The 16,265-nt window shown below is 46.3% G+C and carries 14 protein-coding genes and 1 riboswitch; of the genes, 3 read left to right on the top strand and 11 right to left on the bottom strand.

Annotation, left to right across the window (positions count from 1 at the left end; translation table 11 throughout):
• Together QUA97_RS24730 and QUA97_RS24725 are read right to left on the bottom strand one after the other, a co-directional pair.
• The coding region (locus tag QUA97_RS24730) for a TIGR03960 family B12-binding radical SAM protein (protein ID WP_333196750.1) at window positions 1-1,848 on the bottom strand (1,848 nt) is incomplete at its 3' end.
• A 142-nt stretch (window positions 1,849-1,990) separates the two neighbouring features.
• A complete protein-coding gene (locus QUA97_RS24725) occupies window positions 1,991-2,344 on the bottom strand; it encodes an STAS domain-containing protein (RefSeq protein WP_194070863.1) in 354 nt (117 codons plus the stop codon).
• A gap of 383 nt (window positions 2,345-2,727) precedes the next feature.
• Between QUA97_RS24725 and QUA97_RS24720 the strand changes: the two genes are divergently transcribed.
• Complete coding sequence (locus QUA97_RS24720) at window positions 2,728-2,922, top strand: hypothetical protein (protein WP_193975465.1); 195 nt, start codon at window positions 2,728-2,730, stop codon at window positions 2,920-2,922.
• 474 nt (window positions 2,923-3,396) lie between these two features.
• Here QUA97_RS24720 and thiC read toward each other — a convergent pair whose 3' ends face one another.
• From thiC to QUA97_RS24680, 8 genes are all read right to left on the bottom strand, one after another.
• Window positions 3,397-4,770, bottom strand: coding sequence for a phosphomethylpyrimidine synthase ThiC (gene thiC, locus QUA97_RS24715; RefSeq protein WP_333196744.1), 1,374 nt, complete (start codon window positions 4,768-4,770; stop codon window positions 3,397-3,399).
• An 8-nt stretch (window positions 4,771-4,778) separates the two neighbouring features.
• Window positions 4,779-4,875: riboswitch (TPP riboswitch) on the bottom strand.
• Between the two features lie 154 nt (window positions 4,876-5,029).
• The gene (locus tag QUA97_RS24710) at window positions 5,030-5,869 is read right to left on the bottom strand and encodes a Uma2 family endonuclease (RefSeq protein WP_194070861.1); all 840 of its coding nucleotides are present in this window, start codon (window positions 5,867-5,869) and stop codon (window positions 5,030-5,032) included.
• A 119-nt stretch (window positions 5,870-5,988) separates the two neighbouring features.
• Entirely contained in the window at window positions 5,989-6,549 is a 561-nt protein-coding gene (locus QUA97_RS24705) for a Uma2 family endonuclease (protein WP_194070860.1), read from the bottom strand.
• 168 nt (window positions 6,550-6,717) lie between these two features.
• Window positions 6,718-9,012 carry a Calx-beta domain-containing protein gene (locus QUA97_RS24700; RefSeq protein WP_333196741.1) on the bottom strand — a complete coding sequence of 765 codons (2,295 nt, stop codon included), beginning with the start codon at window positions 9,010-9,012 and terminating at the stop codon, window positions 6,718-6,720.
• A 916-nt stretch (window positions 9,013-9,928) separates the two neighbouring features.
• Window positions 9,929-11,926: a tetratricopeptide repeat protein gene (locus QUA97_RS24695; protein ID WP_194070858.1), complete on the bottom strand. Its 1,998-nt coding sequence runs from the start codon at window positions 11,924-11,926 to the stop codon at window positions 9,929-9,931.
• Window positions 11,927-11,936: 10 nt separating this feature from the next.
• Window positions 11,937-12,182, bottom strand: a complete 246-nt coding sequence (locus QUA97_RS24690) for a hypothetical protein (RefSeq protein ID WP_333196738.1) — start codon at window positions 12,180-12,182, stop codon at window positions 11,937-11,939.
• A 4-nt stretch (window positions 12,183-12,186) separates the two neighbouring features.
• Window positions 12,187-12,348 carry a hypothetical protein gene (locus QUA97_RS24685; RefSeq protein WP_333196736.1) on the bottom strand — a complete coding sequence of 54 codons (162 nt, stop codon included), beginning with the start codon at window positions 12,346-12,348 and terminating at the stop codon, window positions 12,187-12,189.
• An 18-nt stretch (window positions 12,349-12,366) separates the two neighbouring features.
• The gene (locus QUA97_RS24680; protein ID WP_333196734.1) at window positions 12,367-13,239 is read right to left on the bottom strand and encodes a 6-carboxytetrahydropterin synthase; all 873 of its coding nucleotides are present in this window, start codon (window positions 13,237-13,239) and stop codon (window positions 12,367-12,369) included.
• A 416-nt stretch (window positions 13,240-13,655) separates the two neighbouring features.
• Here QUA97_RS24680 and QUA97_RS24675 point away from each other — a divergent pair, with 416 nt between their 5' ends.
• Window positions 13,656-15,152 (top strand): cyclic nucleotide-binding domain-containing protein, encoded by a 1,497-nt coding sequence (locus tag QUA97_RS24675; RefSeq protein WP_194070856.1) that lies wholly within the window; start codon window positions 13,656-13,658, stop codon window positions 15,150-15,152.
• 62 nt (window positions 15,153-15,214) lie between these two features.
• Window positions 15,215-15,352, top strand: a complete 138-nt coding sequence (locus QUA97_RS24670) for a hypothetical protein (protein WP_194070864.1) — start codon at window positions 15,215-15,217, stop codon at window positions 15,350-15,352.
• Between the two features lie 162 nt (window positions 15,353-15,514).
• Here the strand turns inward: QUA97_RS24670 and QUA97_RS24665 are convergent, their stop codons facing one another.
• Entirely contained in the window at window positions 15,515-16,198 is a 684-nt protein-coding gene (locus QUA97_RS24665) for a J domain-containing protein (RefSeq protein ID WP_194070700.1), read from the bottom strand.
• Between the last annotated feature and the right edge of the window lie 67 nt (window positions 16,199-16,265).

Below are 16,265 nucleotides of genomic sequence, written 5' to 3'. Positions count from 1 at the left end.
TTCTTCCGACGGACTTACATCCGTTACATCCGTTAAATCCGCTACAAAAGAAGCGGACGTACTTCCTTCTTCCTTCTTCCCTCGGACTTCTTCCGACGGACTTACATCCGTTACATCCGTTAAATCCGCTACAAAAGAAGCGGACGTACTTCCTTCTTCCTTCTCCTCAAACAGATTCCATTCGCCGCTTTCAACTTGGCGGTATTTCCAAGTAAGGTCAGATTCATCGATCGCCTGAGTCCAAGCTTGGTAAGCTTGATCCAAACTTTCCCACCAAGCATCCATACCCGCGCCAAGTTCCCAAGCGCGGCGGATCACAGGGCCCAAACGCCGATCGCCCCGTCCGACAAAATCCTCCATTGCCGAAAGCCGCACATCAGTATAATTCACCTTAAGATTTCTCATCGCTTTAAATTCTCCCTTCAGGAGTTTTTGCTTGCGAGAAAACTCAGCAGTCGAAACCGAGTGCCACTGAAAAGGAGTGTGAGGCTTGGGCGTAAAATTAGAAATTGTCAAATTAAAATTCAGTGGTCGCCGGCCATTGAGCCTGCATTCCCTTTGCAGCCAGCGGACTGTTTCGGCGATTCCCAGCACATCAAAATCTGTTTCTCCGGGCAAACCGATCATAAAATACAGCTTGATTTTATCCCAACCGCGATCGACCGCAGTTTTCACGCCCCGAAGCAATTCTTCGTTTGTCAAACCTTTGTTAACGATGTCGCGCATCCGCTGCGTACCAGCTTCCGGGGCAAAAGTCAAACCGCCTTGTCGCGTGCCGCCGAGAATGTCAGCAATATTATCGTCAAATCTGTCAACCCGCTGGCTGGGTAGAGACAGAGAGATATTTTTATCTTTGAGGCGATTTTTGATTTCCATCCCGACTGCTGGGAGTGCGAGATAGTCGGAACAACTGAGGGAAAGCAGGGAAAATTCGCTGTGCCCGGTGGCTTTCATCCCTTGTTCGATCGCCTCTACGACTTGCTGCGGTTCCACATCGCGCGCGGGGCGAGTCAGCATTCCCGGTTGACAGAAGCGACAGCCGCGGGTGCATCCCCGGCGGATTTCGACTGTCAGTCTGTCGTGTACTGTCTGCACGTAGGGCACTAGGCCGATCGAATAAGCTGGTATCGGAGTCGCGACTCGGCGCAGAATTCGAGCGGGAACTTGCGGGCGGTTGGGATGAACCGAACCGTCTGCCGCCATATCGTAGAATTGCGGGACATAAACGCCGGGAATTTGCGCTAAATCCAGCAACAGCGCTTCTCGACTCAAATTTTTAGTTTTACCTTCTGCCAAAACCAAGCTGATTTCTGGGAGCAATTCTTCTCCATCTCCCAAGGCGATGAAGTCAAAAAAGTCAGCGTAGGGTTCGGGATTGGATGTTGCGGTTTGTCCGCCAGCAAAAATCAGCGGCCAATCGCCACCATTTTGAGGATTTGTCGCTCTTTCTTTCCAAGTTAGGGGAATGCCGGCAAGTTCCAGCATTTCCAGAATGTTTGTGGCTCCGAGTTCGTAGCTGAGGCTGAAGCCGAGAATATCAAATTCTGTGAGCGAGATCCTTGATTCTACTGCAAACAAGGGAGTTTTGGTCGATCGCAGTTTTGCTGCCAAGTCTGGTGCGGGCAAATAAGCGCGATCGCACAACTGCCTCGGCAAAGCGTTCAAAATATTGTAAAGGATGATGTGTCCCAGATTGGAAGCACCAACTTCATACACTTCTGGATAAGTTAGCACCCAACGCACGCGAGCTGCATCCCAAGGCTGGCGCGCCGCCCCCAACTCGTTACCCAGATAACGAGCAGGCTGATTAATTTCTGCTGTAAGTAATTCTTCGATTTTTACTGCCACGGCTCGACTCGCTCTGATATTTGCGACTCCTAAGCAGCCTACCTTAAAATCGCCCAACACGCCAGCGAAAGTCTGCTGTATTTTCGGGCATTTCACTCAAATTTGCTGTGTTTTGTTGCTGGTTTTGACCTCTAGCCGGATTCTACCAGTGATTGGGGGCGCGGGAGTTGGCCGCTTCAAAACTTTCGACGCTTTCAAATATCTCAAAAACTCGATCGAGTTGGCTGAGTTCCAGAACCATCCTAATCTGGGTGCAAACTGAGCAAATACTAAACCTGCGCCCCATTTTTTTTGCCTGCTTTAAGCCGGAAACCAATGCTATCAAACCAGCACTATCAATAAATGTTACTGCGCCCAAATCTACGAGTACCGCCACAATTCCCTCAGTCTCAATTGCTGTTGTTACTTGCTGTCCGAATTCTCCGGAGGTAGCTGCATTCAGGTGGTATAAGGGTTGAATCACTGTAATTGGTTTCGGAGCAAGAAGTGTCTGCATATTTTTAACCTATGGTTTCTGTGTATTGTCTACTATGGTGTTATCTGGTTGTCAGTCTAAATCTATTTTATACCTTGAGCCTAACTTGCTCTGGGGGAAACCGACAAGTTGTTTTCACTAATTTTACTTAATTTTTATTTATTTACTCTTATTTATGCAAAATTACGCAGGATTGGGATAGGAAACGTAAGCTGCTATACTGTTTTTTATTGATGCTACCAATCGCAAGTCTTGGCAACTCTAAAAATGGCGATCGACTTTGTGCTAGCTGTTAAGTTAAACCAATCAATGTAATTTAAATCACTTATTAGTGGTGATTTGGATCGCGCGCGCGATCGACTGTTAATAGTAAAATTATAGTGTATGGAGTTCTCAGAGCTAATATGCAAGCAACTTATGCTATTCGTCATCTGGTAGAAAAAGCCCTCTACATTAAGCAGTTGACGCCTGATATTGAAAACGAAATCAACTACGAGCTCACCCGTTTGGGGTACATCTCGGATATTGATTATGAGGCTTTAGAGTTATTAATGGATGAAATGGATGCCGGCCGGGTGCAATTGGTATCTAGTCGATAGTGGGAACCGGGCGACACGGAAAAATCAAACAGCGAAACAAAATCCTGGCGTGGCCCACAATATAAGAGTGCCAAAATCATTGACTGCGGCACGGTGTTTTTCCGAGCTATCGATGGTTGGGGGGATGATTGGGGCGATGGTTCTCGAAGACTTAAATAGCACATCATAAGTCTATCTAACCTGTCTTTTCTTTGCGGAAATACTTCGGATTTCTCTACTTTCAAAAAGCCCATCTTTGATTTCAGCTTTTTTGGTTATACTTAAAAAAAAAGCCTTATAAGTATAAATTTATACTATTACTTACGATAATCCGTCGCTACCAGACCAAGCTCAGCTTATCAATCTTTAAATTGTCTCCTCCCTCCTCGTTACCAGGAAGAGCCTGGTAATGCAGGTGCGGAGGCTCTACCTCCCTTACCTCGTTGCTTTTGAATGGCCAAGGGCGGGCGAAACAATCCGCCCGCCCGATCGAAATTAGCTTAGCGCTACAGGTTGCTTAGCAAGAAACTTCTCCAATTCCGTCAAAGCATCGGCATCAACTTTCGTCTGCATCGGACAGAACTTAGGCCCGCACATCGAACAGAATTCAGCAGTTTTGTAGATATCCGCCGGCAAAGTTTCGTCGTGATATTCCTTTGCTCGTTCTGGATCTAATGACAGCTCAAATTGACGGTTCCAATCGAAATTGTAACGCGCTTTCGAGAGTTCATCGTCCCTGTCTCGCGCACCCGGACGGCCCCGCGCAATATCCGCAGCGTGAGCCGCAATTTTGTAAGCAATCAGCCCGTTTCTGACATCCTCAGCATTCGGCAATCCCAAATGTTCCTTCGGTGTCACGTAGCACAGCATAGCAGTACCGTACCAACCAGCCATCGCCGCCCCAATTGCCGAAGTAATGTGGTCGTAACCTGGTGCAATATCTGTCACCAACGGCCCCAAAACATAGAAAGGTGCTTCCGAACATTCCTCCATTTGTTTCTTGACATTAAACTCAATTTGATCCATAGGAACGTGGCCAGGGCCTTCCACCATTACCTGCACGTCATGTTCCCAAGCTTTGCGAGTTAATTGTCCCAAAGTTTTGAGTTCGGCTAATTGAGCTTCATCCGACGCATCGTGAGTGCAACCGGGGCGCAGAGAATCTCCCAAACTAAACGAAACATCGTATTTTTTGAAGATTTCAATGATGTCGTTAAAGTGAGTGTAGAGAGGATTTTGTTTGTGGTGGTGCAGCATCCACCGTGCCAAAATGCCACCGCCGCGAGAGACAATCCCAGTAATCCGATTTCTGACTAAAGGCAAATGTTCGATCAGAATTCCGGCGTGAATAGTTTGGTAATCAACACCTTGTTGAGCGTGTTTGTCAATGATGTGCAGGAAGTCATTCGCCGTCAGACTTTCCATATTACCGTGCACGCTTTCTAGAGCTTGGTAAATGGGTACAGTACCGATTGGTACCGGCGAAGCATTGATGATTGTAGTGCGAATTTCATCCAAATTACCGCCGCCGGTGGACAAATCCATCACGGTATCAGCGCCGTATTTAACTGCTAGTTTAAGCTTGTCAACTTCTTCTTCCATGTTGGAAGAGTTGGGAGATGCGCCGATATTAGCATTGACTTTGCATTTAGAGGCAATGCCGATCGCCATTGGCTCCAAATTCGTGTGATTGATGTTAGCCGGAATAATCATCCGTCCCCGCGCTACTTCCGCGCGGATCAGTTCTGCTGGGAGATTTTCTCGCTTAGCAACATAGTCCATTTCCTCAGTGATCACACCTTGACGGGCGTAGTGCATTTGAGATACATTACTGTGTCCCTGACGCTTCGCGATCCATTCGGTACGCATATTCTTATTTCCTTGATAAACAGCTTCCCTCCGCTGGTATTACCCAGACTCAGGTTCTAAGGGTGTTTTCTCAGCCCGGACTTTCGGGCACCCCTAGCTAAGCTTTTGATTGTATCACTGATTTCTGTGCGCGACGGCAGCAACTAAGGAAATCTTAATATTGAGAGATAGATGAGGTTCGCGATCGCCCTTTCCCGACTTCTGATATTCCTGCTGTGAAAAAAATGCTAGCCTACCCAATTTAACAACCTAAAAACACTCAAACCTCATCAGGATTAATCCCCATTTGGCGCAACCTTTCTGCAAGGCGATCGGCGCGTTGTTTTTCTTCCTGGGCGCGAAGACTTTCTTGTTGCGCGCGAAGGCTTTCTTGTTGCGCGCGAAGGCTTTCTCGTTCGGCCCGCAGGTGTTCTTCTGCCGCACGTTCCTCACCTATTAACAACAAATTTCCTTCACTATCCCACCAACGCAACCAAGGCAAATTCATCTCATCATATTCCCCTTGCCAAATTCCGAGTTCAACTCCCAGTTGTGGAATCCGATAGCGACCGCGATCGTTTGCACTCATGCGCTGATAGCAGTTGTCTTCTAAATGATACATTTCTACAGACGCTTTTTTAACTTCATAAATCCCGTAAAAAGGTACGCGAATTGCCTGTTCGTAAACCCAAAATTTGCCAACTTTTTGTTGTTGTGATTGACCGGGTTCGGGCGGTGGCGTTCTATCTCGTTCTTCCGAACCGTTTCCCGACACAAATTCCAGTACAATTAAAGGTGCAACGTATTCTTTCCACAATACATAAGAACGCCTCACCTCACCATTTAACAGCGGTGGTACATTCGGCACGTAAAACCAATCTGGCGCTTCGGCACCGCGTTCGGGAGGATCAGTTAAACGCCAATAAATCCCGCAATCTTGACCGATGCGGTAGCGTCCGTCAGGGTGAAGTTGTTGCAATATTGGTCGCAGCGAATCAGTGAGAATAATGCTTTGAGGCAGTTCTTGAAAGTTTTTCACAAAAGTACCGTCAGAATCTGGCAATTCAGTGTGGTCTGGGAGATGCGTGACTTCCAATTCAAATGGTTTAGCAACAGTCATAAAACTTGCGCTGATTTGAGGAGTTAAATTTATTGTATATCAAGTTTAAGTTTTTGCAAATTGGGGATTGTAAATTCGGAATATAAAAAATATCAAAGTTTAAAAATCAAAAAATTACCCTAACCCAAAATTCCATCAATACTCACTGCAAAGTCGGGAAAAGCCAAAGGCGAAACCGTTTCTCCCCGCTCAAATTTTTGCACTGAAATGTAGCCATTTGCCGTCGGATTGCGGTAAACTTCTAAACAATTAGCCTCTAAATCCCACAACCAAACTTCCTGAATCCCAGAACGTGAATAATTAGGTACTTTCACATCGCGATCGTAATTAACCGTGCTATCTGCTACCTCTACCAACAGCAAAATATCCTCGCTATTTGGCAGCGATTCTTCGTAAAAATCAGCGCGACGTTGTACTAAAGCAATATCAGGTTGAGGCTCAGAGCTAGATCCAAGGCTAATCGGATTTTGCACGCGGATAATAGCACGTTGTCGCACCCGATCGCCAAAAAACTCTGCAAGGCGATCGACACGGGCGGCGTGACGCCTACCAATTGCTGCCATTTGGATAATTTCTCCTTCTATAAGTTCGACTCGTTCATTTTCACCAAAAACGCCAGCCTCATCCATCAAGTGATATTCTTGGACTGTAAATAGCCGTCTTTTCATTTCAACAGACATAACTATTCTCCTTATTTGCAGCTTCTCTAAATTTATCATAAAAAAAACCGCCCCAAACGGAGCGGCAAAAAGAGGAAAAATTTAGAAGACAAACCTTAAACAAAAAGGGTTTGACTGTACCCAAGAAACATATTAGTAGAGCAAAAATTGCTCGCCCTACTAACAGCTTTAGATCAGGGTGATGCTTGTTGCTGCTGTGGAACCAAAACTGTAGCCAGCAGTCGGGTTCGCAAGACCTAAACGCACAGTTCCATCATTGGTAGTAAATGCGTTGTCTTGAACCGTAAAGGTTTGACTGAGTTGGCCCTCGGTGAAGGACAGGGTGCCGCCAGTTGGGCCGCCTGGAGTAAGCGCATAGTCCGTACCAAATACAGGTGCAGGCCCACTGCCGGGAGTACCCGCAAGAAGAATATAGTCAACCGATGCTGCACCTAAGCCACTTGAACGGGTAACTGTAACGGTTGTACCACCGCCCTGAGTGCCGATAGGGCCGTAATTAGACGCACTATACTGGAAGACATTGCCAGACGCACCTGCACTACCGTCAAGAATATCTAGCCTTGCTGTTGAGGGAGTACCGACTGGGCCGTTGTTGAGAAATAGGTTAACAGTCTCAGTCATTTCAGGCACACTATCAGGATTAACAAAGACGTTGAACGTCTTGGAAGTTTCCCCAGGGCCAAAGTTTAGTACACCAGAAGCAGAGGAGTAATCAACTGCACTCCCAGTAGATAATGCGGTGCCGTCAAGAGTACCAAAGCTAATGCTTGCCGGAGCCGTACTAGGGCCGACACGATTCACCGTCACCGTAGCAAAGCCAGATGATTCCTTGGTGCTGAAAGTAGCAGCACTAAAAACAAACTCGGTTGCTGTTGCGGTTCCAGGAGTCGGGGTTGGAAAAGGAGTCGGAGTCGGAAAAGGAGTCGGAGTCGGAGTCGGGACAGGGGGCACATCCAGAATCGTCAAGATTGATGGATTGCTGCCCACATTACCGCCGCTGAGTACCAAATTCACCGTTTCCGGCGATTCCAGAATCATGTCGCTCAGAGCCGAAATCGTGAAACTAGCGCTATTTTGCCCCGGAGCAAAATTCAGCGAACCAGCCGCCACACTGTAATCAGGTGCAGTCCCGCTAGAAATTGCCGAACCGTCAACAGTGGCGTAGTTAATTGTTGCTGCACCAGTGCCATCGGTACGAGTAACTGTAATCGTAGCCTGGCCGCCTTCGTTGACGCTGTAACTCTGCTGGCTGAACTGGAAAATACTCGCAGGCGTCGGAGTCGGTGCAGGAGTCGGAGTCGGAGTCGGAGTCGGCGATACCGACGTTGAAGCATCAAAAATCGTCACTGTGGCTGGATTGACAGTACCCACATTACCGCTGTTGAGAAATACATTCACCGTCTCTGGCCCTTCGGTAATAGCATCGTTCAGAGTCGCGACAGTGAAAGTCGCGCTAGTTTGATTTGCCGAAAAGTTCAGAGTTCCTGTAGTAGCAGTGTAGTCAGCAGCCGAGCCGGTAGAAAGTGCTGAACCGTCAACAGTACCAAAACTAATGCTTCCAGGAGCGGAAGTATTGCCCGTGCGAATCACTGTGACTGTAGCGGGACTGCCTTCGGGAGTAGAGTAATTATTTGTGCTAAAGCTGAAGACACTTGCAGGAGTCGGTGCAGGCGTCGGTGTCGGTGCAGGCGTTGGTGTCGGTGTCGGGGTTGGTGTCGGGAATCCAGCCGATTGGAACCAAGCTGGGTTCGCGCTCAGTTGGGCTGCTGTCAAACCTTGGATGTTGACTAAATACTCGCCGGTGCCGGTATCGCGAACGAGGGTATTGCCGATGCTGATGCCGTTGGAACCGGTGCCGTCGATGAATTGCAAATCGCTAAATTGCAGGCCGCCGAACAGTTGGATGACATCGTTACCGGCGACTTGGAAGTCGGTAATCATGTCGGCATCGGAGACTCCGGGGCCGCCTGTGGTGGCTGTGGGCTTGCCGTCGCCGACTCGCCCGATCGCAAAAATGTCATTTCCGCCACCGCCGCTCATGGTATCAGAACCGAGGTCGCCGTAAAGTACATCGTCGCCGAGGTCGCCTAGGATCAAGTCGTTGCCTTTCCCGCCGAACATCGTGTCATTGTCTTTACCACCGAACATACTGTCGTTTCCGTCGTTGCCAAAAACGCTGTCATTGCCGATGTCGCCTCTAACTAAGTCGTTGCCTTTACCACCGTAAACTTGGTCGTCGTCTTTGCCGCCAAAAACGCTGTCGTTACCTTCATTGCCGTTAACAAAATCGTTGCCGGGGCCGCCGAAAAGTAGATCGTTTCCGTCTAGTGCATTGATTGCATCATTGCCGTCAAGGCCGCTGATGGTATCGTCGCTCAGTAAGTTTCCCAGGCTAATTACACGACCGTCTGGTAAAAGACCCGGTATCACGTCTGCGCCGAGAGTTCCTGTTATATTTGCCATTTTTTTTAACTCCACAGGTTATTTTTTTTTTGCTTTTGGTAGAAGCACCTGTAGAGATTCTTCAGGGTTAGATTGCGGTTTTTAAATTAACTGATTTGCAGAAAAAAACCGGACATTTATGTCAAAATTTAGTCTGCTGTTTGTCCCTATACGGTAATCTCTCCGTACATTTTAGGCTGTTGCGATTTCTGGCAACTGTATTCCGCTTCGATGTCCTGTTAATAATCAAGAAGGAGAATGTTCGATGAATGTTCCCGAAGTTTACAAAAAAGTAGCATCAAAATTAATACTTGTTTGCTGGAAAAATCCTGGCGATCGCGGATTGCTATGAGTGCCAATAGCTAACCTATATATTTCTATTGCTTCGATCTATTTCAGGAGGATTTTTTAAGATTTATAGCAATCCTAAATCACTTGAAATAACTGGTTCATTTGGAAGAGCCGGGGAAATCATGTAAGATCAAGTGCGATCGATTAGCATAACAAAAATGTTTCGTAGTGTGGACTTTAGTCCGCGACAATAGATCGTATACTACCACCGTTTATATAGAGATTATTCGGTATAATACCCTCTTGCAAAATAATTGCTACATAGAACCCACCCCTTATTAAGGAGGCTATAACTCGATCGGCAAGTATTTATTCAATTGGTAGAATTTAGGTGTATAGCGGTTCTCAAAAAAGTGAGGTATCCCCGATGCCCGATGCCCGATGCCCGATGCCCGATGCCCGATGCCCGATGCCCTATGCCCGATGCCCGATGCCCTATGCCCTATGCCCTATGCCTTATACGAGAGCTTGAAAGGCTATATCAATACTTTTAAATATTGATATAAATATCCGAAAAGTTAATCGGATTGTGGCTAGTTTTGATTGTTTTTTTGCTCGTAACAAATCCTTCTCAATCCTGCTTGAATTATGAGGCAATTGCGCCTCGATCGCGCCAAGCTTCGGCATTTTCGGGCTTGATGGCGATCGCACGATCGTAAGCTGCCATTGCTTCCTCGTAGCGCTTTAATTCTGATAAAGCTGTACCCATTTGGTGCCAAGCATCGTAGGATTCTGGCTTAATCGCGATCGCCTTTTGGTAAGCTGCGACTGCTTCTTCTGGGCGCTGCAATTTTGCTAAGGCTTCGGCTTTACCAAACCAAGCTTCGTAACACTCGGAATTAAGCTTAATTGCTTCGGAGTAAGATCCAATTGCTGCTTCGTATTGCGAGAGTTTCTCGAAAACTGTACCTCGGTTGTGCCACGCTTCAAAATCCTGGGGTTTAATCGCAATTGCTTTGTCGTAGGATGCGATCGCCTCTTGATAGCGCTGCATTTTTCCGAGCACTGCGCCTCTATTGTACCAAACTTCGTATTTGTCAGCTCGGATGTCCAAAGCCCGATCGTAAGAATCAACAGCATCAATGTAGCGGAGCAATCTCCACAGCACATTGCCTCGATTGTACCAAGTTTCGTATCTGTTGGGATTGAGGGCAAGAGCGCGATCGTAGGAATCAACTGCTGCGGCGTTTTGCTGTATTTTGCCCAGCATCGCGCCTCGATTGTGCCAGATTTCGCTGTCGGTTGTTTTGATGGCGAGGGCGCGATCGTAACTGGCGATCGCTTCTTCGTAGTGCCGCAGTTTACCCAACAAAGCTGCTATGCTGTGCCAACAGGCGTATGTGTGGGACTCGCTGGCACTTGCTTGCTCGTAACAGGCGATCGCCTCTTCGTACTTCTGCAATTTTGCCAGCAAATTCGCTTTATTATACCACGCTTCCCAACAATCCGGTTTCATCGATATTGCTTGGTCGTAACAGGCGATCGCTTCTTCATAGCGCTGCAATTTTATTAACACATTTCCGCGCCAATACCAAGCCTCATCCACATTCTTATTCATTAAAATAGCTTTTTCAAAGCAGACTACTGCCTCATCATAATTGCCTTGAAAATAAAGCCCTTCACCTTGCTTGATGTAATCATCAGCAATCATATTTGCTTCGCTAGCAGGTGCTGTTTCCGAATTTTGCGAATTGTTTAACTGCGGTTGAGGTGCGAGTTTGACAGCTTCTTTGGCAACAACTGCGGGAAGTTGGGATATTTCTTGAACAATTTCAGATTTTTTCTCGTAAACTTCTGTTAACAAAACTTGGAGGTGCATGAGAAATTGAGATTTGAGAGTCTCAATTTGCTCGACGGAAGATTTGGAAAGTTCAGTTTCTCTACTTAAAAAATCAATGGATTGTTTAGCTGCACTCAGTTGCGACTCTAATTCATCTCTCAACTTTTGAGTCAGTTGACTAGAATTGATTAGCTCTGATTCCAACACGCCGATTCCTTGCAATCTTTGATTGGCATCAGCAACCAACTGTCTGACTACCAGTCGCCGGAACGTCCAAAAAAAGGCAAGTGTCGCCGGTGGAAAGATAGTACCAAGAATTAGCAAAATATTCAGCAGAGCTATGGTGTTATTAAAACCATATCCAGATTCAGCATTACTGTCAGTACGCAGGGCAAGAAAATCGAAAGCGTCGCGAACTTGGGGATTGCTTTCAACTCCGGTTGCAATTAATTTAGCCAGCCAGGTTTCTTGTAAAGATTGTGTTAATTCATCGCCGGATTTAGCAGCAGTATTCGCCTTGGTTTTTACTGCTGGAGATAACTCCGGCCCGGCGGCGGCTACTAGCAAACCTGCAGGGGATTTTACCGCAATTCGCGGGGAAAATTGTTCGTGGGCGATCGTCTCCGGCGCGCTCATTGACTCCGCCGGACGGGAGGCGATATTATTTATGGCATCAACAAATTTGCTGGCCTGCGGTATCCCTCCAGAGACGGGAGGTGCAGCAGGAGCGGCGCTAGTATTAGCTGTTACATTCTGGGATGCGAGGGCGGCCAGAGTCAAAAGAGCTACATTTGAGACTCGCATAAACGTCAACTCACCTAGGAGAAATTAGTGCTTGTTTGTCAGCGATCGACCTCAAATTCTCAGCATTGACAATAACTGAGATGAGGAATGCTGGCGATGATGCTACTATCTCCAAAATACGGGCTGTGTCTGACTTGTCAGGAAAAGTACCAATAATTGTAGCTGTATAACTTCGGTGAAAGAATTTATTCTGGTACCCGATCCGGCTGAAATCGCCTTCGGAATCATCAACAGCCTTTTCTGCGCCCCTTCCCAAAATCTTAACTTCCTAACCAAAATATCCATAAACCTGTCCCGCCCCAAGCAACTTCGATCGCCTGAATTGTCGGTAAATTGCCAAAAATGCGATCGTCCAATTTAATCGTTGGGGCGGCTTCACCAATCTGCACAATTAGCCGCAAATCCGGGTGAAACCGCCCCAAAAAAACCGATTTTTAACTCTAAACCCCAGCTAAAACCGCTGACGGTTGCTGGCGCGCGACATCCGCTGCATCTAAATCTGCACCGAAAATTTCGCAGCTATTATTCGGACTTTCAATCAGCTTAATCTTGTGCAACTCTGCGCCCAATTCCCTCACGGGCGATCGCAACAATTGCCCGATCCGAACCGCAATATTTTCCGCCGTCGGCACAACCTTCTCAAAATAAGCAATATCCTTATTTAAAAAAGTATGATCGAACGGTTCCACAACATAATCGTCAATAGCTTTTTGCAAAGCTCCCAAATCAGCAATCATGCCAGTGCGCGGATCAATTTCCCCTTTCACAGTCACTTCTAAATGATAGTTGTGACCGTGACCGTTAGGACGAGCACATTTGCCATAAATTTCCGAGTTTTCTTCAAAGCTCAAATCGGGACGAGCCAACCGATGGGCGGCGCTAAAATGAGTTGACAGAGTTAGATAAGCTTCCATGCCGTTTCCTAAATATTCAGCCCAAAGTTCCGGGTGTTCAAACAATTGAATTTTGTTCACAGGCAAATGAGGAGCTAGCCGCAGCCAAATTTGCCGTGCTATGTTTTCGGTAGTTGGCAGAGTCTGCTCAAATTCCGGCCACGCTTCGTTAAGGTAGGAAAAATCGAGATCCTTGGTAACTTCCCGCTTGATGACGTGTTTGACATCAGACAGGTTGAGCACCATGCCGTACTCGTCGAGTTTTCCTATCATGGAAACGTAAAGAACGTAATTGTGTCCGTGTCCCGGTGCGCGGGCTGTTGGGCCAAACCGCTCAAAGTTCTCGGCTTCGCTCAACTCCGGTAGCCAGTAACGATGACTCGCCGAAAACTGTGCTCGACGATTGATGATGCACTGCATAAAAGTCAATTAGGATAAGCTTGTTAAGTTCTGTAAAGAACTGACTTCTTAAGGATAAACTAATTTTTACGGGAATTTTTCGATTACTTGAGGGTGCTTTACTTGAATTTATACCAATTTTCGAGATATTGCCAACCAGTCGCCGCGAGAGTAGCATGGCCTATTGTGCGCCACAACACAGATATCGGGCAGAAAATACAGAAAATACTGCTACTGCTACAAAACAGTTTCTCCTCATCCGTTGCTAACGGATGGGTTATCCCATTTTCGATTGGCCCCGCGAGGGATAGCTGCGCGGCGCGTACTTTTTGCAACACAGGGAACTCCCCAGTTATAGTTTTTCGCCTAAGCTCTGCAATAGTTAGCAGTTTCCGGTTCAGTTGCGAGTAAAACTAATTACGAATGACGAAATCTTCATGAATTGGATTACTGTACGAGCCGATCGCTTTTTTCAACATTTATCCGCTGCGATGGGCACTCCGCTATTTTATATCGGCGACACTCATCTGTCCGTTAGTGCGATCGTCAAAATAATAATCTTAGCTATATTTGCCTTCATTGTAGCTCGGATCGTCAGCGAAGGAATCAAGCGCAGCCTCCTAGTTCGGATGAGATTTGATCGTGGCAGCCGAGAATCAATTGCCACCATCATTAGCTATATTTTAGCAACTCTCGGCTGTATTTTCGTCCTGCAAGCTGCCGGCATCAACCTCACTTCTCTCACCGTCTTAGCTGGCGTAGTGGGCATTGGTTTCGGCTTCGGGTTGCAAAATCTTGCCAGCAATTTTATTAGCGGTCTCACCCTGCTATTCGAGCAGCAAATTAGAGTCGGAGACTTTATTGAAATTGACCGCCTATTAGGAACAGTAGAAAATATTTCTATCCGCTCCACAATTATCAAAACAATTGATGGATTATTTGTAATAATACCAAACATCAGGTTTGTCGAAACTAACATTATTAACTGGAGTTACAGAGACCCAAAATGCCGCCTTCACATCCCCGTCGGCGTTGCTTACGGCACTGACCCAGTAATAGTTACTGAAGCGCTATTAGTTGCGGCGCGGATGGCATCGAATGTCTTGTCCCATCCTTCTCCTAAAGTATGGTTTAGCGGTTTTGGAGACAATGCTTTAAATTTTGAACTTTTAGTTTGGATCGATCAGCCACAGGAAAGCGATGCCATTATAAGTGCAATCAATTTTTTAATAGATTACGAATTGCGCCACCGAAATATCGAAATTCCCTTTCCCCAGCACGATTTATGGCTGCGAAACCCCCAGGAGTTAACTCAAGCTTTTCACCACAACAAAGACGATCATTCCAATGGAAAAGTTGTTCCGCAAAATACTAAAAATTTAGCCGAACTCAAATCTAATTCCAGCATTTCTGAACATATCACCCCTGGTAAAGCACCTAATAATTGGACTCTGCGAGACTTGTTGCGGCGAGTTACTTATTTTGAACAGTGTACGGATTTAGAACTGCGACAGTTAATTGAATATGGCTACCGACAAATGTTTCCAGCGGGACAGATTGTCTGTAAAGAAAATGCCCCTGGCGATTCTTTTTATATTATTCTTTCCGGGGCTGTAGAAGTTATTTCTCAAAAAACAGATCAGTATATTGCGACGCTTCACGAGGGCGAGTTTTTTGGGGAAATTTCTTTGCTGTTGGGAACTCCGAGAACGGCGACTGTTAAAACTAGCGAAGATTCAATTTTGTTTGTGGTGGAACGCCACGACTTGCAAAAACTTTTAATTGAACAGCCGAATTTAGCAGATCAGATTGCTCGAAAGTTGTCGGAACGCCAGCAAGCTTTGAGAGATTTAGGATTGTTATATGGTGATTCTCTAGAACAAGCTCCTTTTATTAAAATTAGGAAACGAATTCAAGTTCTTTTTGGGATTTAGTAGTCATTAGTCATTAGTCATTAGTCATTAGTCATTAGTCATTAGTCATTAGTCATTGGGAATTGGGCGAGCGCGAAGCGGAGGGATTGGGAATTGGGCGAGCGCGAAGCGGAGGGATTGGGAATTGGGAATTGGGCGAGCGCGAAGCGGAGGGATTGGGAATTGGGAATTGGGCGAGCGCGAAGCGGAGGGATTGGTAATTGGTAATTGGTAATTGGTAATTAGTAATTGGTAATTGGGCAATCCTCTCCCATTCTCCCCCTCTCCCCCTCTCCCCCTCTCCCATTCTCCCATTCTCCCCCTCTCCCCCTCTCCCCCTCTCCCTCTCCCATTCTCCCCCTCTCCCATTCTCCTTCAACTAACTAAGTTCTCATTTTTAATTCATCCTGTGCTTCCCGTCGTAGTTTAGAGGCAATTCTAAACAGTTCTTGACCTGTGTGTAAGTGGCGATAGTCATAATTGAGGGTAAATAAATGCAATTCTTCTATGCCATCGCCGACTTGATTGATACAATAGTAAAGATGGGCTGCTACTCCGGCTAGATTAGATGGATTGGGCATCGATCTAAGACTGTTATGAGCTTTTTCAAGAAATTCGCGACTGGTATCGATATAGGCTTGAAACTTTTCTATCAGTTCGTCATCGAACGGATCTGCTGACAATTCGTTTATTTCCTTTTTCAGCGGCTTCAAAATGTTGTTGAGCATTCTATTGACTGGTTTATATACTTTAATCAGCCACTGTTCCATTTGTTCGTCGGCATCCCGCGCTGTTTGTTGTCGCTGGCGGCTGAAGTTGGACGTGCTGGGCGATCGCAATTCTTCGCTTTCTGGGGAAATTTGGCGATCGTAGGATTGTCTTTGCTTGGCATCTCCTAATATTTCATAGGCTGCATTGAGGCGGATAATTTCTTCGTGACCGGCTATTTTACTCTGGCTGTCTGGATGAAATAATTTGACTAAACGGCGGTATGCTTGTTTAATCTCGGCTTGTGTTGCTGTTGGGCTAATTTTTAGGGTTTTGTAGTGATTGCTAACGGAAGACACGCTCTTATTTCCTTGAAATCTAGATAATCTGCGAAAAAGTGCTTGACAAAAATATCATTTTTTGCTA

It is taken from the genome of Microcoleus sp. CZ3-B2, from assembly GCF_036705055.1.
Lineage (GTDB): Bacteria > Cyanobacteriota > Cyanobacteriia > Cyanobacteriales > Microcoleaceae > Microcoleus.
This window is presented reverse-complemented; position numbering and strand designations above follow the sequence as displayed.